This is a genomic window from Staphylococcus sp. HMSC072H03 (assembly GCF_001809305.1).
GTDB classification, from domain to species: Bacteria; Bacillota; Bacilli; order Staphylococcales; family Staphylococcaceae; genus Staphylococcus; species Staphylococcus hominis.
The window spans coordinates 179,291-201,903 of record NZ_KV796914.1 but is presented as its reverse complement, the minus strand read 5'-3'; the positions used below and the strand labels follow the sequence as shown (position 1 = coordinate 201,903).

Annotated in this window: 21 protein-coding genes, 2 pseudogenes and 1 riboswitch; of the genes and pseudogenes, 13 read left to right on the top strand and 10 right to left on the bottom strand. The window is 31.9% G+C overall.

Features of this window, described 5'->3' with window-relative positions; all coding sequences use genetic code 11:
• The first annotated feature begins 87 nt into the window (after window positions 1-87).
• Window positions 88-1,425, top strand: coding sequence for an aspartate aminotransferase family protein (locus tag HMPREF2578_RS09735; protein ID WP_070508432.1), 1,338 nt, complete (start codon window positions 88-90; stop codon window positions 1,423-1,425).
• Window positions 1,426-1,553: 128 nt separating this feature from the next.
• Here HMPREF2578_RS09735 and HMPREF2578_RS09730 read toward each other — a convergent pair whose 3' ends face one another.
• Window positions 1,554-3,005, bottom strand: coding sequence for an APC family permease (locus HMPREF2578_RS09730; RefSeq protein WP_017175104.1), 1,452 nt, complete (start codon window positions 3,003-3,005; stop codon window positions 1,554-1,556).
• 739 nt (window positions 3,006-3,744) lie between these two features.
• Between HMPREF2578_RS09730 and alsS the strand changes: the two genes are divergently transcribed.
• The 4 genes from alsS (at window position 3,745) to HMPREF2578_RS09710 (ending at window position 8,176) form a co-directional block, all read left to right on the top strand.
• On the top strand, window positions 3,745-5,409 hold the full coding sequence (gene alsS / locus HMPREF2578_RS09725) for an acetolactate synthase AlsS (protein WP_017175103.1): 1,665 nt from the start codon (window positions 3,745-3,747) through the stop codon (window positions 5,407-5,409).
• 29 nt (window positions 5,410-5,438) lie between these two features.
• Window positions 5,439-6,143, top strand: a complete 705-nt coding sequence (gene budA / locus HMPREF2578_RS09720) for an acetolactate decarboxylase (RefSeq protein WP_002449310.1) — start codon at window positions 5,439-5,441, stop codon at window positions 6,141-6,143.
• Between the two features lie 125 nt (window positions 6,144-6,268).
• Window positions 6,269-7,201: a zinc ribbon domain-containing protein gene (locus HMPREF2578_RS09715; RefSeq protein WP_017175102.1), complete on the top strand. Its 933-nt coding sequence runs from the start codon at window positions 6,269-6,271 to the stop codon at window positions 7,199-7,201.
• 258 nt (window positions 7,202-7,459) lie between these two features.
• On the top strand, window positions 7,460-8,176 hold the full coding sequence (locus HMPREF2578_RS09710; protein ID WP_017175101.1) for an epoxyqueuosine reductase QueH: 717 nt from the start codon (window positions 7,460-7,462) through the stop codon (window positions 8,174-8,176).
• A 52-nt stretch (window positions 8,177-8,228) separates the two neighbouring features.
• Here the strand turns inward: HMPREF2578_RS09710 and HMPREF2578_RS09705 are convergent, their stop codons facing one another.
• Both HMPREF2578_RS09705 and HMPREF2578_RS09700 read right to left on the bottom strand, forming a co-directional pair.
• Complete coding sequence (locus HMPREF2578_RS09705; RefSeq protein WP_070508431.1) at window positions 8,229-8,504, bottom strand: hypothetical protein; 276 nt, start codon at window positions 8,502-8,504, stop codon at window positions 8,229-8,231.
• A 71-nt stretch (window positions 8,505-8,575) separates the two neighbouring features.
• Window positions 8,576-9,646: a quinone-dependent dihydroorotate dehydrogenase gene (locus tag HMPREF2578_RS09700; protein ID WP_017175099.1), complete on the bottom strand. Its 1,071-nt coding sequence runs from the start codon at window positions 9,644-9,646 to the stop codon at window positions 8,576-8,578.
• 225 nt (window positions 9,647-9,871) lie between these two features.
• Here HMPREF2578_RS09700 and HMPREF2578_RS09695 point away from each other — a divergent pair, with 225 nt between their 5' ends.
• Both HMPREF2578_RS09695 and HMPREF2578_RS09690 read left to right on the top strand, forming a co-directional pair.
• Window positions 9,872-10,726, top strand: a complete 855-nt coding sequence (locus HMPREF2578_RS09695) for a fructosamine kinase family protein (RefSeq protein WP_019835160.1) — start codon at window positions 9,872-9,874, stop codon at window positions 10,724-10,726.
• A gap of 52 nt (window positions 10,727-10,778) precedes the next feature.
• Window positions 10,779-10,952 (top strand): annotated as a pseudogene (locus HMPREF2578_RS09690) (VOC family protein); the annotation flags it as partial.
• A gap of 91 nt (window positions 10,953-11,043) precedes the next feature.
• Here the strand turns inward: HMPREF2578_RS09690 and HMPREF2578_RS09685 are convergent.
• The 6 genes from HMPREF2578_RS09685 to HMPREF2578_RS09660 all read right to left on the bottom strand — a co-directional run bounded on the left by HMPREF2578_RS09685 (window position 11,044) and on the right by HMPREF2578_RS09660 (window position 15,295).
• Complete coding sequence (locus tag HMPREF2578_RS09685; RefSeq protein WP_070508430.1) at window positions 11,044-11,913, bottom strand: DMT family transporter; 870 nt, start codon at window positions 11,911-11,913, stop codon at window positions 11,044-11,046.
• Window positions 11,906-12,331: an NUDIX hydrolase gene (locus HMPREF2578_RS09680; RefSeq protein ID WP_002449463.1), complete on the bottom strand. Its 426-nt coding sequence runs from the start codon at window positions 12,329-12,331 to the stop codon at window positions 11,906-11,908. The genes HMPREF2578_RS09685 and HMPREF2578_RS09680 overlap by 8 nt, the downstream gene beginning before the upstream one ends.
• A complete protein-coding gene (locus HMPREF2578_RS09675; RefSeq protein WP_017175096.1) occupies window positions 12,300-13,001 on the bottom strand; it encodes a class I SAM-dependent methyltransferase in 702 nt (233 codons plus the stop codon). Before HMPREF2578_RS09675 ends, HMPREF2578_RS09680 begins: the two co-directional genes overlap by 32 nt.
• 391 nt (window positions 13,002-13,392) lie before the next feature.
• Window positions 13,393-13,629: a DUF896 domain-containing protein gene (locus tag HMPREF2578_RS09670; RefSeq protein ID WP_002488270.1), complete on the bottom strand. Its 237-nt coding sequence runs from the start codon at window positions 13,627-13,629 to the stop codon at window positions 13,393-13,395.
• A gap of 12 nt (window positions 13,630-13,641) precedes the next feature.
• Entirely contained in the window at window positions 13,642-14,586 is a 945-nt protein-coding gene (locus HMPREF2578_RS09665; protein WP_070508429.1) for an LLM class oxidoreductase, read from the bottom strand.
• Between the two features lie 157 nt (window positions 14,587-14,743).
• Complete coding sequence (locus HMPREF2578_RS09660; protein WP_202596561.1) at window positions 14,744-15,295, bottom strand: TetR/AcrR family transcriptional regulator; 552 nt, start codon at window positions 15,293-15,295, stop codon at window positions 14,744-14,746.
• Window positions 15,296-15,599: 304 nt separating this feature from the next.
• Here HMPREF2578_RS09660 and HMPREF2578_RS09655 point away from each other — a divergent pair, with 304 nt between their 5' ends.
• From HMPREF2578_RS09655 to HMPREF2578_RS09635, 6 genes and pseudogenes are all read left to right on the top strand, one after another.
• Entirely contained in the window at window positions 15,600-16,658 is a 1,059-nt protein-coding gene (locus tag HMPREF2578_RS09655; protein WP_049434794.1) for a PTS sugar transporter subunit IIC, read from the top strand.
• A gap of 110 nt (window positions 16,659-16,768) precedes the next feature.
• On the top strand, window positions 16,769-18,193 hold the full coding sequence (locus HMPREF2578_RS09650; RefSeq protein WP_049382428.1) for a phosphate--AMP phosphotransferase: 1,425 nt from the start codon (window positions 16,769-16,771) through the stop codon (window positions 18,191-18,193).
• Window positions 18,194-18,619: 426 nt separating this feature from the next.
• A complete protein-coding gene (locus tag HMPREF2578_RS09645) occupies window positions 18,620-19,345 on the top strand; it encodes an aggregation-promoting factor C-terminal-like domain-containing protein (RefSeq protein WP_070508428.1) in 726 nt (241 codons plus the stop codon).
• 398 nt (window positions 19,346-19,743) lie between these two features.
• A pseudogene (locus HMPREF2578_RS11455) lies at window positions 19,744-19,904 on the top strand (dehydrosqualene desaturase); the annotation flags it as partial.
• A 63-nt stretch (window positions 19,905-19,967) separates the two neighbouring features.
• Window positions 19,968-20,082, top strand: a riboswitch (SAM riboswitch).
• A 68-nt stretch (window positions 20,083-20,150) separates the two neighbouring features.
• On the top strand, window positions 20,151-21,320 hold the full coding sequence (locus HMPREF2578_RS09640; RefSeq protein ID WP_049382427.1) for an aminotransferase class I/II-fold pyridoxal phosphate-dependent enzyme: 1,170 nt from the start codon (window positions 20,151-20,153) through the stop codon (window positions 21,318-21,320).
• 27 nt (window positions 21,321-21,347) lie between these two features.
• Complete coding sequence (locus tag HMPREF2578_RS09635) at window positions 21,348-22,346, top strand: D-lactate dehydrogenase (protein WP_070443137.1); 999 nt, start codon at window positions 21,348-21,350, stop codon at window positions 22,344-22,346.
• Window positions 22,347-22,383: 37 nt separating this feature from the next.
• Here the strand turns inward: HMPREF2578_RS09635 and copZ are convergent, their stop codons facing one another.
• The gene (gene copZ, locus HMPREF2578_RS09630) at window positions 22,384-22,593 is read right to left on the bottom strand and encodes a copper chaperone CopZ (RefSeq protein WP_017175088.1); all 210 of its coding nucleotides are present in this window, start codon (window positions 22,591-22,593) and stop codon (window positions 22,384-22,386) included.
• Window positions 22,594-22,613 lie beyond the last annotated feature (20 nt).

The following is a 22,613-nucleotide window of genomic DNA, read 5'->3' as shown; positions in this document are numbered from 1 at the left end:
TAAGATATTGATTATTATCACAAGAATTGAAGTCAATAAAGAAAGTTAGATATAAGTTGTTGATACTTTGGGAGAGGATGAGTCAATTTGAGTAAAGCAGAGGATATGATAAAAGAAGAGAGCAAGTATTTTGCTACTTCAGGACGTATAAAATATTATCCATTAGTGATTGATCATGGATATGGAGCAACTTTAGTAGATATAGATGGAAAAGAATACATCGATTTGTTAGCTAGTGCAAGCTCACAAAATGTGGGTCATGCACCACAACAGGTAGCAGAGGCGATTAAAAAGCAAGTAGATAAATTTATTCATTATACCCCCGCATATATGTATCACGAGCCTTTAGTGAAACTGTCTAAAAAGTTATGCGATATTGCGCCAGGTGATTATGAAAAACGTGTCACATTTGGTTTGAGTGGTTCGGATGCGAATGATGGTATTATCAAATTTGCACGTGCTTATACGGGACGACCCTATATTATCAGCTTTACAAATGCTTATCATGGCTCTACATTTGGAGCGTTATCAATGTCGGCTATCAGTTTAAATATGCGTAAACATTATGGCCCTTTATTAAATGGTTTTTATCATATTCCATTTCCAGATAAATACAGAGGGATGTTTGAACAATCTAAATCAAACACTGTTGAAGAATATTTAGCGCCATTGAAAGAGATGTTTGCTAAATATGTTCCAGCTGAGGAAGTAGCTTGTATTGTGTTAGAAACGATTCAAGGAGATGGTGGACTATTAGAACCAGTAGAAGGCTATTTTGAAGCACTTGAAGCGTTATGTCGAGAATACGGTATTTTAATTGCTGTTGATGATATCCAACAAGGATTAGGTCGTACAGGTTCTTGGAGCTCTGTGGACCACTTTAACTTTACACCAGACCTCATTACATTTGGTAAATCATTAGCAGGTGGATTACCAATGTCAGCGATTGTGGGTCGAAAAGAAATTATTGAAAGTCTTGAAGCACCAGCACATCTATTTACGACAGGGGCAAATCCAGTAAGTTGTGAAGCGGCTCTTGCTACGATTGAAATGATAGAAAACGACGACTTACTAACAGCTAGTTCTGAAAAAGGAAACTACGTGCGTCAACGTATGAATCAATGGGTAGATCAATACGATTACGTAGGAGATGTGCGCGGTATTGGGTTATCTATTGGAATTGATATTGTTAAAGACAAACAGTCAAAAGAAAGAGCTGCTGAAGGAGCATTGAAAATTTGTAATTACTGTTTTGAACATGGTGTAGTGATTATTGCAGTTGCTGGGAACGTCTTACGTTTTCAACCGCCACTCGTTATTACTTATGAACAGTTAGATAAAGCGTTAGATATTATTGAAGAAGCGCTTCAAGCACTACAAGATGGTAATTTAAATCAATATAGTATAGAAGGACAAGGTTGGTAAAATATATTAAAAGAGCAAGAAAAGACATTAAGTGAATGTCTTTTCTTGCTCTTTTTCAGTATACTCCCCTTAAAAAACAATTGAATGTTTCTTAAGGGGATATGAGAAATATAAGTTAGTTCATTATCTTAATCTTTTGGTACGACATAATCATCTTCATCATTCTTTTTAGAATGTTTAATACCATAGAGTACATAAATAACAATACCAACTAAGAACCAGATTAATGTATAAAGTTTAGCTTCAAAACTTAATCCCCAGAATACAAGCAAGACTAATAAAAAGGTAATGACAGGTAATACAGGGAAGAATGGCACTTTAAATGCTGGAACTGGTAAATCTTTGCCTTCACGTTTTCTTAAACTATACATTGCAATAGATACAAACATAAATGCAATTAATGTACCTGCTGAAATTAATTGAGCTAAGAAAGCAAATGGGAACATTGAACCAATTAAAACACCGATAACAGTGAGAATAACAAGCGCTCTATTAGGTAAATGTTTATCATTTAATTTGGCTAACCAAGAAGGTAATAATCCGTCACGACCAAATGAATAAAGTAAACGTGAACCAGCTAACATCATACCGATTAATGCTGTAAACATACCGATGACTGAAATAGCTTGAACTACTGCTGCTACTACACCATGTCCACTTTGACGAAGTGCCCAACCTACAGGTTCAGCATTCCCAGCATATTTTGAATAATGGAACATACCAACTAATACTAAAGCTACAGCTACGAATAAAACAATCGCAATGATTAATGAACCTAAAATACCACGAGGCATCGTTTTTTGCGGATTAATAGCTTCAGCTGAGTTGGCAGCAATTGAATCAAATCCTATGTATGCCAAGAAAATCATTGATACACCCGCATAAATACCTTGCCATCCACCAAAATCACCAGTTTCAGTGACTTTATGCTCAGGAATAAATGGAACATAGTTACTTGCTTGAATTGCTGTTAATCCAACAATAACGAATAAAACAATCGCTAGAACTTTTAAAATAACAAGAATATTTTCGATACGAGCAGCTTCACTCATACCACGAGATAATAATAATGCAGTTAAAATAATAACAATTGCTGCAACTAAGTCTATAATTCCTCCATTTGCACCAAAAGGGTTAGATAAAGACTTAGGTAACGCAATACCTAAAGGAGACACAAGTCCTCTTAAATTGGCTGAAAAACCAGAAGCTACAAAGGCAACGGCAATAAAGTATTCGGCAAGTAATGCCCAACCAGCTACCCATCCAAAGAATTCACCAAATAAAACGTTAATCCAAGAATATGCAGAACCAGCAAAAGGCATGGCTGCAGCCATTTCAGCATATGAAAATGCAACTAAACCAGCAACAATTGCAGCTAATAAGAAAGATAAAGCTACGGCTGGACCAGCATGCTCTGCTGCTACTACACCAGGTAGTGTGAAAATCGATGTTGATACAATAGTACCTACACCTAATGCAAGAAAATCTTTAACACGTAACGTACGTTTTAAATGTCCATCTTTACTTTGATAGATAGTGGGATCTTCTTTTCTAGTAAAATTTTTGAAAAAACTGGCCATAATTATGAACCTCCACTAATAAGTTTAAAATTTAATGAATTAGCTTGTTAGCTATATAACATTTATTATCATAGCATAAAAGAACAGTATTTTGTCTAAAATTTCTGAAAATTTCAAGTTTTCTTACTTTTAATCAAACAAGAATACATAACTAGAAAATTTAAATGATAGATTTGATTATATCAGATAAATCTAAAATAAAAACAACAAAAAAGAGTATATTTACTCCAAAAATATAAAAAGTAGTAATTATATCAATATTGGCACTATAATGATAGAAGACAAGTCAAGTCATTAGACCTTTTTAATTGTGTCATTTTACAATGGTTAAAGTATATTGACCTATTCCAATATGGAATGGTTACTATCGAAAATATGTATTTTATTAATGTTTCGATGCGTACTATAATAAGAAACGTAATAAAGTTACAACGTATTCAAATGTTCTAATAAGTATGTCTTACTATCATTCCCTTAAACATGACATATATAATAGAAAACTCCCATCTCATATTTGAATATGTCTAATTAACTGAGGTTACACTTCAACTTTAAAAATTGAAGTTATTTAAATATAAAGAAGCCGCAATTAACATGTGACTAAGTCTTTCCCTCTTTTTCCCTAAAAAAATAGACATGTGTGTGGCTTCTTTTTAATTGGGTATAAAAAAATAGAAAAGTAATTTTGAAATAAAAAATTTAAATTACAAATGTAAACTTGAAAGGATATGAATATAAAATGGCTAAAGAAAACTATTCTGCTGCAGATATGGTCATTGATACTTTAAAAAATAATAATGTGGATTATGTATTTGGTATTCCAGGTGCAAAAATCGACTATTTATTCGATGCATTAGAAGATGATGGTCCAGAACTTATCGTTACACGTCATGAACAAAATGCTGCAATGATGGCACAAGGCATTGGACGTTTAACAGGTAAACCTGGTGTTGCATTAGTAACAAGTGGTCCAGGGGTAAGTAACTTAACAACTGGATTATTAACAGCTACTTCAGAAGGTGACCCTGTATTAGCAATCGGTGGTCAAGTTAAACGAAATGATTTATTACGTCTTACTCACCAAGCTGTAGATAATGCTGCGTTACTAAAATCATCAACTAAATATAGTGCAGAGGTTCAAGATCCTGAATCATTATCTGAAGTTATGACAAATGCAATCCGCACTGCAACTTCTGGTAAAAATGGTGCAAGTTTCATTAGTATTCCACAAGACGTTATTTCATCTCAAGTGCAAAGTAAAGCAATCGACTTACCAGAAAAACCTCATTTAGGCGTACCAACAGATGAAGAAGTGAATGAAGTGCTTCAAGCAATTAAAGATGCTAAATTCCCTGTATTACTTGCAGGTATGAGAAGTTCTAGTGAAAAAGAAACAGAAGCAATTCGTAAATTTGTTGAAAAAACAAGCTTACCTGTTGTAGAAACTTTCCAAGGTGCTGGTGTAATTAGTCGTGAATTAGAAGACCATTTCTTTGGTCGTGTTGGTTTATTCCGTAACCAAGTGGGTGACGAATTACTAAGAAAAGCTGACTTAGTAGTTGCAATCGGTTATGATCCAATTGAATACGAAGCAAGTAACTGGAATAAAGAATTAGATACTGAAATTATCTCAATTGACGAAGTGCATGCTGAAATTACAAATTACTTACGTCCTAAAAAAGAATTAGTAGGTAATATTGCAGGTACAATTCAAATGATGTCAGAAAAAGTATCTGAACCAATTATTGATCAAAAACATTTAGATGACTTAGAAGAATTAAGAGCAAATATTATCGAAGCTACTGGCATTAAATATGAACATGAAGACGGTATTTTACATCCAGTAGAAATTATCAATACAATGCAAAAAACGTTAACTGATGATACAACTGTTACAGTAGACGTAGGTAGTCACTATATTTGGATGGCTCGTAAATTTAGAAGTTACAATCCAAGACATTTATTATTCAGTAACGGTATGCAAACTTTAGGTGTTGCGTTACCATGGGCTATAGCAGCTGCATTAGTACGTCCAAACACACAAGTTGTATCAGTTGCTGGTGATGGTGGTTTCTTATTCTCAGGTCAAGATTTAGAAACTGCTGTACGTAAAAAATTAAATATCATTCAATTAATTTGGAATGATGGTAAATACAACATGGTTGAATTCCAAGAAGAAATGAAATATAAACGTGCAGCTGGTGTAGCATTTGGTCCAGTAGATTATGTTAAATATGCAGAGTCATTTGGTGCGAAAGGTATTCGAGTAACAAGCCCAGAAGAACTTGAAGCTGCAATTAAAGAAGGTTACGAAACAGAAGGACCTGTTTTAATTGATATTCCAGTAAATTATAAAGATAATATTAAATTATCAACAAATATGTTACCAGATTCTTTAAATTAATTTTCTAAAAAATAGGAGTGAATATTAATATGGGTCACGTATTATATCAACATGGTACATTAGGTACATTGATGGCAGGTTTATTAGAAGGAACTGCCACAATCGATGAATTATTAAAACATGGTGATTCAGGACTAGCAACACTTACAGGTTCAGACGGTGAAGTTATCTTCATTAATGGAGAAGCTTACCATGCAAATGAAAAAAAAGAATTCGTTAAACTTAAAGGTGATGAATTAACACCTTTTGCAACAATTACTAAATTTGAAGCAGATGAATCTTATGAAACTTCTAATAAAGATTCTGAAACAGTATTAAATGAAGTAAAAGAACATATGTTAAGTGATAATTTATTCTCAGCAGTAAAAATCACTGGTAAATTTAAAAAAATGCATGTTCGTATGATGCCAAAACAAGAACCACCATATACAAGATTAATTGATTCAGCACGTAGACAACCTGAAGAAACTCAGGAAGATGTTAACGGTACAGTGATTGGCTTCTTTACACCTGAATTATTCCATGGTATTGGTTCTGGTGGTTTCCATATTCATTTCGCCAACGATGATCGTAATTTCGGCGGACACATTTTAGATTTTGAAGTAGATGATGTAAAAGTTGAAATTCAAAACTTTGAAACATTTGAACAACACTTCCCAATCGATAATAAAACATTCACTAATACTGAAATTGATTATGCAGATATCGATGCAGAAATTAGAGAAGCTGAATAATATATCATCATTAGAGTTCGAATCTTTTAAGATTCGAACTTTTTTATTTCATTAAAATAATATTTTAAGCAATTCAATTTAATGGTATAATGATTTCGAATTTTATGTTTATGGAGGTATATAGGATGCAATGTCCAAATTGTGGTCAGTCATATCAACAAGGAGATTTATTTTGTGGAGAATGTGGAACGAAATTAGATCAGATTACACCATCTACAACAACACCAGAATCATTAAACTTGGATAGTCATATAAACAAAAGTGTAAATCACTCTACTTCAAGTTCTGTTACTTCGCCAAATGCTATATCAAAAGAACAGCCTACAGTGAATCAATACAACAATATTGAGTCATCTCAAACGCAAGATGCACCTGATTATACATCTTATCAACAACGTTATGGTAATCCTAGTGCTTCAAGTCAAAAAGTTAAATCTGTTGTCGAAGAAAGTAAAAAATTCTTTAAACAAGTGTTTAAACGGCATGATACAATCATTGAGAGTCATCATTCATTTAGTTACTCATTATTAGCTTCATTAGTGATAGTGGGCTTATTAATTTTAGGATTTTTTATTCATTTTATGATTGAAGATAGTTTTGGTTATATCGTTTCAGGAGTATTTACTATTGTTCTAAGAGTAATACTAGGCATCGCTATTGCTATAGCTATTCTTTTCTTTATTACTTATGGAGTGATACGTTTAACTGTACTTCAACCTTTTCAAATTAAAAAAGTTTTGTCAGACTTTATTTTAACGAATACATTATCAGTGCTTATACTTTTGTTAGGATTTATTTCACTATTTTTAAAACTTTATATTTTAAGTGGGGTATTAGGAGTATTTTCGATTATCTTATTATTCACATCATGTATATATTTAATTGCTAAATATAGTGTAAATAGAAAATTACGTATCCCTAGTTTTTACGGTGTTATCATATTTTTCGTTATTATTGGATTTGCATTACATTTATTTGGATCATCGTTAATTAGTCAATTCGATGATTTCGGAGTACTACGTAGATTATTTGGAAGAGGTTTTAGTGGCTTATTGTAAGCATTATGGAAGTAAATTTGTTCCAATTTAAAATGTATGTACTCAATGTGATACGCGTGTCATTAATGAATTTAAGTAATCACCATCTTTAAGAAATAATATAAAAAATACATAGGGCAATAAAAATTTTCAAAGAAATAGAAGATGAGGCTATTAAAAAAGTTCAAGATATAGTAAGTCGATAATATCTGATATATTTTTATTGTATAAGTCTCAAACTAAAAATAATATATAATATTTTATAAGGAGAATTGAGAAATGTTAAATGCTGAACCTATGATTAAGAAGATGAAAAATCAAAAAATCAATTATGATAGGGTGTTGAAAAAACTGATTAATCAATGGGAGCGTGAAGGCGTTCGCCCTAAAATTTTATTACATAGTTGTTGTGCACCTTGTAGCACATATACATTAGAATATCTATCTCAGTATGCAGATATTGCTATTTATTTTGCTAATCCTAACATTCATCCTAAAAATGAATACTTAAGACGTGCCAAAGTCCAAGCACAATTTGTAAAAGATTTTAATGAGAAGACTGGATATTCGGTAAAATATATTGAAGCTGATTATCAGCCATATGAATTCATGAAGATGGCAAAATCGCGTGGTCTTACTGAAGAACCTGAAGGTGGAAAACGTTGTACAGCGTGTTTTGAGATGCGTTTAGAGCTTGTCGCAGAAGCAGCAGTGAAGTATGGATATGATTATTTCGGTAGTGCATTAACATTATCTCCTAAAAAGAATGCTCAATTAATTAACGAACTCGGTATGGAAGTTCAACGATTATACAATACATATTATTTACCTAGTGATTTTAAGAAAAATAAAGGTTACGAACGGTCTATAGAAATGTGTAATGATTATAATATATTTAGACAATGTTATTGCGGATGTGTATTTGCAGCGATGGAACAAGGTATTGATTTTAAAAAAATTAATCGAGAAGCTAAAGCATTTTTAGAACAATTTTAAAAGGAGTAAGAGAGAATGAGTTAACCATTCTTTCTTACTCCTTCGCTTTTAGTTATAACGTACGATGGATAAAACGCACAATAGCTAAAATAGCAATAACAAGGGCAGATAGTAGTCCAGCAATTTTTATACCTTTCTTCTCTTTTTCAGGTTCAGGATCTTTATTTTCCATCATTTCTAATAGTTCACGTTCAATTTCAAGATCCAAAGCTGCTTTCTTTTCACCATTGTAACCGATACTATTATCGTATTCTTGAGAAGATTTGGCATCTTCAATGTTATTCTTATCTTTAGTTTGTGACTTTGTTTGTTTATCTTCTATAGTCATCAACATACCCTCCGATAGTACGTGCTACGTGTAATATTAGTATAGTACACTTTATCGTTTAGTGAAATATTTTAACGTCTAGCATCTAGTCCAATAATCTCACTAATATGACTATAATGGTTTGCTTTTAAATATTTAGCAATATCTCGATTAATCTTTTTAGTTAAACCAGGGCCTTCTATCACGAGGGATGAGTAGATTTGTACAAGTGACGCACCATTTCGCATCATTTGAATAGTATCTTGTGCACTAAAAATACCACCTGTACCAATGATTAAAAATTCGCCATTCGTTTGTTGATAAGCCCATTTTACAAGTTCTAAATTACGTTTAAATAAAGGTCGACCACTTAATCCTCCGTCTTCTACTTTATTTGGAGAAGATAATCCATCACGTTGACGTGTGGTATTGGCTAAAATCATACCATCAAAGGTTTCTGTAATTTGAGGTAAAATAGTTTTAAAACCTTCAAGTTCTAAATCTGAAGTTAGCTTTAAAAAGATTGGGACATTCACTTCGTGTTGTGCTTTATAATCTATTAAAGCATGACATAACATTGAAAATTCATCTTTATCATGGAAACTTTGTAAGTTTTCAGTATTAGGTGAGCTAATATTCACAGTGAAAAATGATACATCTGCTTTAAACGCATCGATGACTTTAATATAATCTTGATAACGCTCTTCGTAAGGTGTCGTTTTATTAACGCCCACATTTAAACCTACAGGAATAGTGTAAGCATGACGTCTTAAATTCCATAAAGCTTTATTCATCCCCATATTATTAAAGCCCATACGATTGATTAAGGCATCATCTTCAAGTAAGCGATACATACGCGGTTTAGGATTGCCATCTTGTGGTTTAGGTGTAATGCCACCAAGTTCAAGAGCACCGAAACCAGCATTTTCAAGTGCTTTAGGCACTTCACATGATTTATCAAAACCAGCAGCTAAACCAACTGGATTTTTAAATGTTATCCCTTTAATGTTTTGTGAAAGAGAGGGGTGTTCATATGTAAATAATTTATTTACAAAAGGTAGTAAAAAAGCGTTTTTCTGAGTGAATTTTAAGGCATCTACTGTTAATCCATGTGCCTTTTCAGGTTCGATTTTGAATAAAAGAGGTTTAATTAATTTGTACATTATAATGCTCCATTTCATTGTATTTGAGGCTTACGATCCTCATTTAATATCATTGAAAAAACATTCCTTTAATAGACTAGCACGTTCGATTAAAAATGAATAGTCAAATTTGAAAGTGTTTGAAAAATTGCCTAACTTTAAATCATTTTGGAATGACAAAGGTTAAAGCACATCCATTTAGGTAATAGAATAGTAGATAAAGAATTGGACTAAGGAGGATAATTAATGAAATCATATTGGAAAAATCAATTACCTTTAGAGGGTATTCAAGATATTTCACCAGTAAGCGGTGGAGATGTAAATGAAGCATTTAAAATTACAACAAACGATGATATATATTTTTTATTAGTTCAAAGAAATCGTAAACCCTCTTTCTACGCTGCCGAAATGGCTGGACTAGAAGCATTTGAAAAAGCAGATATTACAGCACCAAGAGTGATTGAAAATGGCGAAATTAATGGCGATGCGTATCTATTACTCAGTTATTTAGAAGAAGGCGGTAAAGGAAGTCAAAAAGAATTAGGACAACTTGTAGCCAAAATGCATAGTCATCAACAGTCAGAAGGTAAGTTTGGATTCGAGTTACCTTATGAAGGTGCTGATGTCTCATTTGATAATACATGGTCAGAGTCTTGGAGTGAAATTTTTGTAGAACGTCGTATGGATCATTTAAGAGATGAACTATTACGTAAAAATTTATGGAATGAAGAAGATAATAAAGTATACGAACAAGTACGTTCTGTTATGATTAATGAATTAGAAAATCATAATAGCAAACCGTCTCTTTTACACGGTGATTTATGGGGCGGTAATTATATGTTTTTAAAAGATGGGCGTCCCGCTTTATTTGATCCAGCCCCGTTATATGGAGATAGAGAATTTGACCTAGGTATCACTACTGTCTTCGGTGGATTTACACAAGAGTTTTATAATGAATATGAAAAGCATTATCCTTTAGGAAAAGGAGCAGAAAAACGCTTAGAGTTCTATAGATTATATTTATTCATGGTGCATTTAGTTAAATTTGGTGGTATGTATGCAAGTAGTGTGAATCGTTCAATGGATCACATATTGGCCTAATAAAATACTTCGGGTTAAGTCGTCTTAATCCGAAGTATTTTATTTCGTCTTTAATGAAGTCATCATATCATTAGATGTTAAAACGAACGATGAAGTGGATACATTACTGCATAAAGTGAAAGCGTTAGGTGGTAAGGTGATTGATGAACCTAAGACTTCTCAAGGTTATTACGGTGCAACATTTGCTGATCCAGATGGACATAAATATAATTTCTTAGTTTGTTAGTTCAATTAATTTTATAAAATACGCCAATTAATATACGCCCCAAAGTTAGAATGAGATCTAATGGTGGGGCGCATTTTTAATGAAAAAGTTATCATGAAGACGTTTTTTTATCTTTATATAGATTCATATAAATAATAGAAATAATGATTAAAATCGCGCCGGTTATGAATTTAGGCGTTAATGGTAAAGGGAAAAACGGGAAAGAAAATATAAACACAAATATAGGATTGAGGGTTCTTATAATATTCGCTTCACGAAACGAAATGTATTTCAAACCTTCATAAAATAATAAAAGTCCTATTACGCCACTACACAAAGCAGAAAGTAAAATAGAGAACAAGCCTATGTTTATATGTATGGTATGTAAATGATTAGTCACAATTAATATGATACCTAGCAACAAAGTAGAAGTCGCCTGATTGTATAGTAAGATGGTTTTAGAATCAATGTCTTTGACGGTCTTTTTAGCTAACATATTCGTTAGCGCAAAAAAGAATGTATAAGATAGGGTGACAATCACACCTAATATACTGTTAAAATCACCTGAAAAATGAGTAATCAAGAATGAACCTATAACAGCAAAAATTATAGGAAGGGTATCGTTTTTGCACAACGTTTCATTTAGAAAGAGCACTGAAAGAAACAACGCAAATATAATATAAAATCTTCCTAATAATCCAACACTAACTGGATCTAACAAACTTAAACTTACATATTGGAGTAAAATACCTATTGTATTAGTAATACCTAAGAGCCATATAAATTTGTTATGATAGATTTTTATTTTACTTTTATCGAGTAATACAGTTATTAATAATATTAAAGTTGAAAACAAAGCATTAAAAAAACTTGCTTGAATAGGTGATAAATCAGTGAGTGAAAGTTTGTTTAATATTGGGGTTAAAGACATGATTGCTACGGAAATAATATTAAATAAATACCCTTTTTTAACCTTATTCATGGTATGCCCCTAAATATTTAAAAATTTCTTCATATAACCCATCTTGAAATGATAATAAATTTTTGTCTAATGGTTCTTTCGTAAGTATTCTTTCAGTAGTTTCTGAATATTTCGGTATATCTTTAAAATAGCTTACTTCAGCTTTTGTAATTGTAGTGGTATGGCCATTTGGTAGTATATAGTAACCTAAATAGTCTATATCACTTTCATTGATGACAGCGCCAGACTCTTCATAAGCCTCTCTGATAGCTGTCTCATTCATCGTTTCATTATGGTTTACCTTACCTCCTGTTAATTCCCATGCTCTTTTTTTATTTTTAACAAAAACAAGATGTCCTTGATAGGTTAAAACAATTAAAACAGAATCATATTTTGTAACTGTCTCATTAAATTGAAGTTTGATATGATTTATAATCATTTTTATCTACCTCCTTTATGAGATAGATATAACTGTAGAATCCAAAATTTTTATTAAAAACATTTAATATTTGATCAATTGATGAAATCAGTTTAAAACTGATTGAGTCGTTCTTAAAAGTCTTTCGTGAGACTACTTTAAAACCATATTTATTAGCTATCTTTTCTAAATCATTTACGCTATATTCCGTTTGATAACCAAATTTCCAAACTTTTAATAAAATTTTTATTTTCTTATCTAAAATACCAAACGAATATTTATTTGGTGTCATTAATATAAGGTGTCCATTAGTTTTCAATACTCTATACATTTCCTTCATGACTTTATCAGGGTTTAGAAAATGTTCTATAACACCTAATGAACTAACTGTATCAAATGTATTTTGAGGGTAAGGTAAATTTTGAACATCTCCAATAACATACTTAAATTTGATTCCAGTTTTAATCATATACTCAGTTGCAATACTTTTTGCATTTTCAGAAATATCAATACCATGTCTTTCAATTTTATATTTCTCAATAAGTTTGAATAGGATGGCCCCATCCCCGCATCCAGCTTCTAATACTTTATCGCCAGGACTAAAATAATATTCATTATAAATAAATGTTTTTAATTTATCTTTTGCTCTTTCAATTCTTGATGGTGGGAAATTATATGATACTTTATTCATAGATGCACCTTCTTAGTTGTTTTATATATTATTATATATTTATTTTATATAATATCATAATTATTATCGTGATAAGTTATGATGTTTGATTCTATACCTGAATATATCTTATAAATAAATATTTGTGGCTTGAACTATTCTACGATAGACTATGAAATATATTTGTTGAGTGGCATATAGAATCAGTCGCATAAACGAACATAAGTGAGCAATCACTTCATTAAGTAGTTTTAATTATTAAAATCAAAGAACTACTTTATATTTTCTCTAGGAAAGGGTTTCAACAAAATGAGCTGTGATTCAATTAAGAACTTTACTCAAAATATGGACATAAAAAATCTGCCCTCAAAGTCAGAACTTTGAAGGCAGTCTAAGTCTTGATAATAAAATTTTAATTTTTTTGAATGTTGCCGTATTCTTCTCTTAAGTCATACACTTTATCAGGTGTAACGTCTTGACCAAGTGGATCGACAACTTTCATAGTTGAGAATGTATGAAGGACTTGGCCTCTAATCATTCCTAAATATTCTTGTCTTAATTGATGTTGTTCTTGTTTTTCTTCAACACTCAAACTTTCAACTTTTTCTTTATTTGCTAATTGATTAATTCTATCTAGTAATTCTCTCATTATTTATTCCTCCTAATTTGTATGAGCTGGGAAGTGGGGTACAATATACGTTCCAACTTCTTCTATAAGTGCTTCGATATCACGATCATCATTTGTAAATCTTAAGATAATATGATTTGTATTAATGGATTCATAAGCTTTTAATATTTGTAGTAAATTTTTACGTCCAGTACGGAAACCACCTTTAATCGGTTTTACGGTTTCATTTGGATTTTGGGATAAATCAATCATTAGAATATTCATAAACGGTTTGAATCGGTCGGTACCACTGTGCCAAGCTTCAACTAATTTCTTTTGATCTTGAAAAGGTTGTGCGTAAAATAGCCAACCATCCATATGCTGTTGTAACCAGGACATGGATTGTCTTGAGTAGCCTGTACCAAACATCGGAATCGTATGATGTTTAGGCAATACTTGTAACCCAGAATCCTCATATAATTCAAAAATTGAATTTGAAATGTTGGGAGAATGTGATTGCCAAAGTGCTCTTAATGATTGAATGGTTGTTTGATAACGTTCTGTTAATGCACTTTCATCTACTTTAAATGCAGGGAATTCGAAAGCGCGATCACCGGTAGCCATACCGAGTAATAAACGTTGATTGGAAATAAGATCAAGTGAGGCTGCTGATTTAGCTAAATGGATAGGATGACGTAGTGTTGCCACAATACTGCTGGTCCCAAGTGCAATTTTTGAGGTAAACGCACTTAAATACGTTAGGAAAACAAATGGGTCGTAATTTTCAGTTACGGGCCCTAAATGAGGACTATAAAGTGGATTATCTCTCACGAATAAACTTGTAAATCCTAATCGTTCAGCTTGTTGTGCAAACTTCACTTGTTCATTAAAATCAATATACTCTTTATTTTTACTATCAAATGGTATGGATAGACCTAATGTTAATTTATGATTTTTAAAGGTACGTTTAAAACCCTCATGATTTTCTATCTTGGACATATCATCCCTCCTAACTAAACTTTATTTAAACAACACTTATTATCTAAACAACAAGTGTTGTTTATAATATAACGTAAATAATCATTTTATGCAAGTCGCATGCTTTTCTATAAAACAACACTTACAATCATTAAGACTGTAAGTGTTGTTTATAGAATTATAGATTTGTAATATGGTGAAGTAAAAATGGTAAGTTTTGATTAATAAATTGCTCAGCACTTAGTTCGCTTGTATTTAACCAATGTCTTGCCAGTCCACATAAACCAGCGGCTAAAAAGCTTGCGCTATTTTCAATAATACTAGAATCGTGCTCGGGATATTTATGTTGTAACATAAGGGTAAACATAGCTTCCAACTCGTTGTTAATGCATTTATGAGCATGGTTACAAAATGTCTCACGATTGAGTTTGCAAGCATTTTGTACATTTTCCAAATAATATGCTATCGAGACAAATAATTTAGAGATAATCTGACCATTGAGCGTTTCTGAAATAGACAACGTTTCTTTAATATCTTTAAGAACAGTCATTGATAATGAATAATCTAATATTTCATATTTATCATTAAAGTGTGCGTAAAATGTAGCCCGATTAACAGTAGCACGGTCAGTAATATTTTTTACTGTAATTTGGGTCATTTCTTTTTCTTGTGACACATTTAGAAATGCTTCTACGAGTAATTGTTTTGTACGTATGACTCTTGGATCCATTTTATTGCTTGGCACAAAGACACCCCTTTCATTTTAAAATGTGATTACTTTAAATTATTAAACGAACAAAGAAGGTTGTCAAAGAGTATGATTACTCTTTCTATTTTAAACTATTATAATAGAAGAAATTTGTTTTTTCTTTTTAAATTACATATATATTGTTGGTCAAAATTCTTAAAATATCCATAAAACTAGAAAAATTTAAGAAAATGATAAAATAAATATTCTGAAAATTTAGAAAATGTGTTATAGTATTTTTTATCATTACTTAATACAACAACAAAATATTATAGGAGGTATAAGAATGACAACAGAACTTAGAAAAATAAGCGTTGGAGATTTTATTTTTAGAGTACTTTCCGGAGTGGCTATTGGGATTGTGGTAGGTTTAGTACCGAATGCCATTTTAGGTGAAATCTTTAAAGCTCTTATGCATCACCATCCTATTTTTGCAACATTACTACATGTTGTTCAAGCATTACAATTTACTGTACCAGCATTAGTAGGTGCGTTAATTGCGATTAAATTTAATATGACTCCTCTTGCGATTGCAGTCGTATCAAGTGCAGCTTATGTAGGAAGTGGTGCTGCTCAATTTAAGAATGGGGCTTGGATTATTGCAGGTATTGGTGATCTAATCAATACGATGATTACTGCTGCAATTGCAGTTTTATTTATTCTACTTATTGAAAAACGTGTAGGAAGTATGGCATTAATTGTTTATCCAACAATTGTTGGAGGTATCTCAGCTACAATTGGTGTGCTCATCCTACCATATGTACATACTATAAATATTGCGATTGGTAATATGATTAATAGTTTCACTGAATTACAACCCGTATTGATGTGTATGTTAATCTCAATGGTATTTAGTTTTATTATTATTTCCCCATTATCAACAGTAGCTATTGCTATTGCCATTGGTATTACAGGTTTGGCAGCTGGTTCAGCTTCAATTGGTATTTCAGCTACTGAAGCGGTTTTACTTATTGGCACAAGTCAAGTAAATCGTGTTGCAGTACCAATTTCTATTTTCTTTGGTGGCGTGAAAATGATGATGCCAAATATGGTGAAATATCCAATTATTATGCTACCTATTTTGATTACCGCAGCGGTTTCTGGTGTAGTGGGTAGTCTTATCGGTATTGCTGGAACAAAAGAGTCTGCTGGGTTTGGATTTATTGGTATGATTGGGCCGATTAGTGCATTTAAATTTTTACACGTTGATTCAGCTGTTATGAGTATCATCCTAATTATTATTGGATTTTTTGTTGTACCTTTAGTAACAGCATTTATACTAGATGTTATTTTACGCAGAGTCTTAAAATTATTCACAAATGATATTTACAAATTTATGGGATAAACGCATTAGCCTGGGACATGATGAATTGTCTCAGGCATTTTTAAATTTAAACGATAAACGCCAATAATGTTACAATAAAATAGAAAAAAGATTAAAAGGATGAAGGGTTAATGGCGAAAAAAATTGAAGCTTTAGCATTAAAAACAGCAGAATTAACACGACGTACACATGAACTAGGCATTCCAGTGATGATATTATTTGAGGGTGTACCTGCATCTGGGAAGACGCGCTTATCTAATGAGTTATTATTAAATTTAGATGCGAAGTATACACAATTTATTGCGACACAGTCACCTAAACAGGATGATTTAAGATATCAATTTTTACAAAAATATTGGAATACCTTACCTAAAAAAGGTGATATAAATATTTATTTTAGAAGTTGGTATTCTCATTATCTAGATTATAGAGAAAATAAAATTAAACACGCCAAATATAAAAACTATGATGTACTCAAACAACAAATTTCTTCTTTTGAAAATATGCTTAAACAAGATCACTATGAAATCATTAAGTTTTTCATAGAAATTAATGAAGAAAAACGTCAAGAACATATTCAACAAACCAAAGATAATCCATTGACGCGTTGGAAAGTTCAAGAATATAGTAATGTACTTTCAACAGATATTTATCTTAAAGACATGCGTCAATTTATAAAAAATGATAAAGCATGGGAAATCATTGATTATACCGAAAGAGAAAAAGCGATTGAAACAATGTATGAACATATTATCAAACGTCTTGAAACAGCGATTGAGAAGCATGAGCAAAAAGAAGAACAGCGAGACGGTAAATTTCATTCTAATTTTAAAACACACCTTTTTGATAGAAAGGTGGATAAAGTAAAAAAAGATGAATATAAACAGCTCATTGAGGAATTGCAAAATCGTATGAGAGAAATTCAATTCGCTTTATATGATAGAAAGATTCCACTTATTTTAGTATTTGAAGGTATGGATGCAGCTGGTAAAGGCGGAAATATTAAACGAATTAGAGAAAAATTAGATCCAACGGGTTATCGAGTGAATGGCATTAGTGCCCCTACAGATGTTGAATTAAAACATCATTATTTATGGAGATTTGCGAAAGAAATGCCAAGAACAGGGCACATCGAATTATTCGATAGAAGTTGGTATGGTCGTGTATTGGTAGAGCGTGTCGAAGGTTTTGCTACTGCCGATGAATGGCAACGTGCATATGATGAAATAAACGCATTTGAGAAAATGTGGACAGATGAAGGAGCGATTATTTTAAAATTCTTCCTTACATTAGATAAAGAAGAACAATTAAAACGTTTTAAAGATCGTCAAGAAAATGTTAATAAACAATGGAAAATTACAGATGAAGACTGGAGAAATAGAGAAAAATGGGATTTATACGTGGAATCAAGTCACGATATGGTTGAGAAAACAAATACATCCTATGCACCATGGCTTGTGGTCCCTGCTGATCATAAAAAAACCTCTCGTATTGAGATACTAAAATATATTATTCGTAATTGTGAAAAGGTACTTTGGGGAGTAAAGGATTATTAAAAATAAATAAGGAAACTGAATACGTACAAGCTCTTGTTTTTTTATCAAAAATAAAGAATTTAAATAGCCAATTACACTTTAAAAATATTACAGTAATGTAACAAAACATTAATTTGTAATATTACTAATGATGTTAAAGTATTGTAATTTTTGTAAGAAAGTATTGTAAAACGTTAATTTATAATAAAAATAAACTCCATATTGATAGATTTTATATATTACAAGAAGTATTTAATATATTTCAATATTACAAAATGATGGATTAATTGTAATTTTTTGTAAAAAAAGCGTAATACTATTCTATGAATTTTGTGTTATAGTAGCTATTGTCAAAAGTTAAACAACAAATCAAAACAGAAATTAATCTTAAACAAAGAACGAAACATAACGAAAATATATATTTCAATTTTGGAGGAATTATTTATTATGAAAAAGACAGTAATCGCTTCGTCATTAGCAGTAACTTTAGGTTTAACAGGATATGCTTTAACAAACGATCACAGTGCACATGCATCAGAACAAACAACTAACTATTCTCATTTAGCTGACTTAGCTCAAAATAACCCATCTGAATTAAATGCTCACCCAGTACAAGCTGGTGCATATGACATTTCATTCGTAAAAGACGGTTTCAAATATAACTTTACTTCAAATGGTAACACTTGGTCTTGGAACTATACTTACACTGGTGGTGCTGACACAGCTCAATCAACTACTGACTACACTGAGTCTTATAATCAAGCTTCAACTCAATCAGTAAGTTCAAATAATCAAGCTAGCACTTCAAATGTAAAAGCTGTTTCAGCTCCAGTACAAAGAACGTCTAGCTACAATAACTACAGTGCTCGTATAACTTCATACTCAGCACCAAAAACAACTTCATACTCAACTGCTTCAACTGGTGGATCAGTTAAAGCTCAATTCTTAGCTAACGGTGGTACTGAAGCTGCTTGGAACGCTATCGTAATGCCAGAATCAAGCGGTAACCCAAATGCTTCTAATGGTCAATACCATGGTTTAGGCCAAACTAATCAATCATGGGGTACTGGTTCAGTAGCATCACAAACTCAAGGTATGGCTAACTATGCTAAATCACGTTACGGTTCATGGGATGCAGCAATTGCTTTCCGTAATGCTAACGGTTGGTGGTAAGATTTAAGTAGATAACTGGATAGGACATCGAGTTATTGAAATAAAGCCTGGGACATTATTAAATGTCTCAGGTATTTTTAATATATTGACAATTGATAACTGAATTGAAAATGTGCTTGTTTAAGCTTTTTCAACTTTAGTCTTTTTTGCTGAAGTGGGACGACGAATTCAAAGTGAATTCTATCCCACTTTTTTTTTATTAAATAATGTCATGTATATTCTAAACGATGAATGGATAAAAAAATTTAACTAAAGAAGATGTTTATTTATAAGATGACTATCGTAATGTGATGTATTGAACTAGTTCATTGGTTTTCTATACTGTCAGTTATTATTTTTGTGAGAGCGTCTGCCTATATTAAAATAAATGATATATTAAATACTTTATTAGTGAATTTACTGAGACACAAAATAATTATTATCTGTCCTGTAATTATATAGATTTATATTTTTCAGGCGTAAAGCAAGCATATATCCAGACGGAGACGTACCCATTGTATTAACAAGTGCTAAAATAACAGCAGAGGCTATGTTAGAAGATATAAAAAATATGAAATAGAATAAATAAATCTGAAAATTGACAATTATCAGTGTAATGTTAAAATAAGACTTAATACGTAAGAACTTATCGAGAGAAGTGAAGGGATTTGGCCCAATGAAACTTCAGCAACAGGCTTCATAAATATAAAGTACTGTGCTAACTCCAAGAGGATAATAAATAACCTCAAAGATAAGTGACATATATCTCATGAAGCTATATGCCACACAAAAGTGGTATATAGCTTTTTATTTAAGGAGGAATAACATGGTTATTTCAAAAAGATTAGCAGCCATTCCTGATAGCTATTTTGGAAAAACGATGGGACGTAAAGTAGAACATGGCCCTTTACCACTTATTAATATGGCAGTAGGCATTCCCGATGGTGAAACACCAGAAGGTATTATTGAGCATTTTTCTGAAGCAATTCGGATTCCTGAAAATCAAAAATATGGTGCTTTTCATGGTAAAGAATCATTTAAAGAAGCCATTGTTAATTTTTATCAACGTCAGTACAATGTGACATTAGATAAAGAGGATGAAGTATGTATTTTATATGGTACAAAAAATGGACTAGTAGCTTTACCTACATGTGTTGTTAATCCTGGAGAAAATGTGCTACTTCCAGATCCTGGATATACAGATTATTTAGCAGGAGTGATGCTCGCAGATGCCAATCCGGTTCCATTAAATTTAGATCCTCCAGATTATTTGCCAAATTGGGATAATGTAGATAAGAGAGTACTAGACAACACGACGCTTGTTTATTTAACGTATCCCAATAATCCAACAGGATCAACGGCTACAAAAGAAGTATTTGATGAAGCAATTGAACGATTCAAAGGTACAAAGACAAAAATTGTGCACGACTTTGCTTATAGTGCTTTTGGCTTTGATGCTAAAAATCCAAGCATACTTGCTTCAGAACACGGTAAAGATGTCGCTATTGAAATTTTCTCACTTTCAAAAGGATATAATATGTCAGGTTTCCGAGTGGGTTTTGCAGTAGGAAATAAAGACATGATTCAAGCATTAAAGAAATATCAAACGCATACAAATGCTGGAATGTTTGGTGCGTTACAAGATGCAGCGACGTATGCACTTAATCATTATGATGAATTTTTAGAAGAACAGAATGAAACATTTAAACGGCGTCGAGATAAGTTTGAAGCAAAATTAAGTGAAGCCCATCTACCATTTGTGCATTCTAAAGGCGGTATCTATTCATGGTTACGTACACCTCCAGGTTATGATAGTGAAACCTTTGAACAATATTTATTAAAAGAGAAATCTATTTTAGTTGCTCCAGGTATACCATTTGGTGAAAATGGAAAACATTACGTGCGTATCTCACTTGCATTAGATGATAAATGGTTAGAAGAAGCAGCTAGTAGGTTAATTGACCTAGCTGATATGTATAAAGCAAAGCATAGTTAAAAAATTATGAAGGAAGAGGATCAATATATGACCAAAATTAAAATTATGAGTGTAAGAGATGAAGATATACCATATATTAACGAGTGGGCGAAACAAAACAATGTTGATGTTGATTTAACCAAAGAAATGTTAACAGAGACAACAGTTGATACTGTAAAAGGATTTGATGGTCTATCGTTATCTCAACAACATCCAATTTCAGAAGAGATTTTTGCGAAATTGAAACAATATGGAATTAAGCAAATTGCACAACGTAGTGCAGGATTTGATACGTATGACTTAGATTTAGCTACTAAGTACGACATCATTATCTCAAATGTACCCTCGTATTCTCCAAGTTCAATTGCTGAATTTGCTGTTACACAAGCCATCAATATTGTAAGGTATCAAAAACGTATTCAACATAAAGTGCATAATTATGACTTTCGTTGGGAACCTTCTATATTATCACAATCTATCCGAGATTTAACTGTGGCAGTAATTGGTACTGGACGCATAGGTTCGATTGTGGCAGAAATTTTTGGAAAAGGTTATAACAGCAAGGTTGTTGCTTATGATCCATTTCCAAATAACGCTTTAGCAAAATTCGTTGATTATAAAGATACATTAGAAGAAGCAATTAAAGAAGCTGATATTGTTACCGTGCATATTCCAGCTACGAAATATAATCATCATTTGTTTAATGACGTTGTTTTTTCAAATTTTAAAAAAGGTGCCGTATTTGTGAATGCGGCAAGGGGATCAATTGTAGATACACAAACTTTACTTTCTGTTATAGATAGTGGTCGAATTAAAGGGGCTGCATTAGATACATATGAATATGAAAGAGGATTATTCCCAGGTGATTATCGTGGAAAAGAGATAGATGATGTACTGTTAAAGCAACTTATCAGAAGAGAAGATATTATTTTAACACCACATATTGCTTTCTATACAGAAGCGGCTGTCAAAAATCTCATAGTAGATGCACTTGATGCAACTATGGATGTTTTAACTAGTGGTACGACTAAACTAAGGGTAAATTAAAATAAAAAAAGTTGGAGTATTACCTCCAACTTTTTTATTATTCTTTAACATCATAGCCTTGATCTTCAATAGCGTCATGTAAGTCTTTTGTTGAAACAAGTTCATCATTATAATCTACACGAACTTCGTTTTTATCAAGGTCTACTTCAGCAGTTCTGACACCATTAATTTTAGCTAATGCTGATTCGATTGTATTTTTACAATGGTCACAACTCATACCATCTACTTTAATGACTTTATTAATCATTGATTGTCACCTCCGAGTAC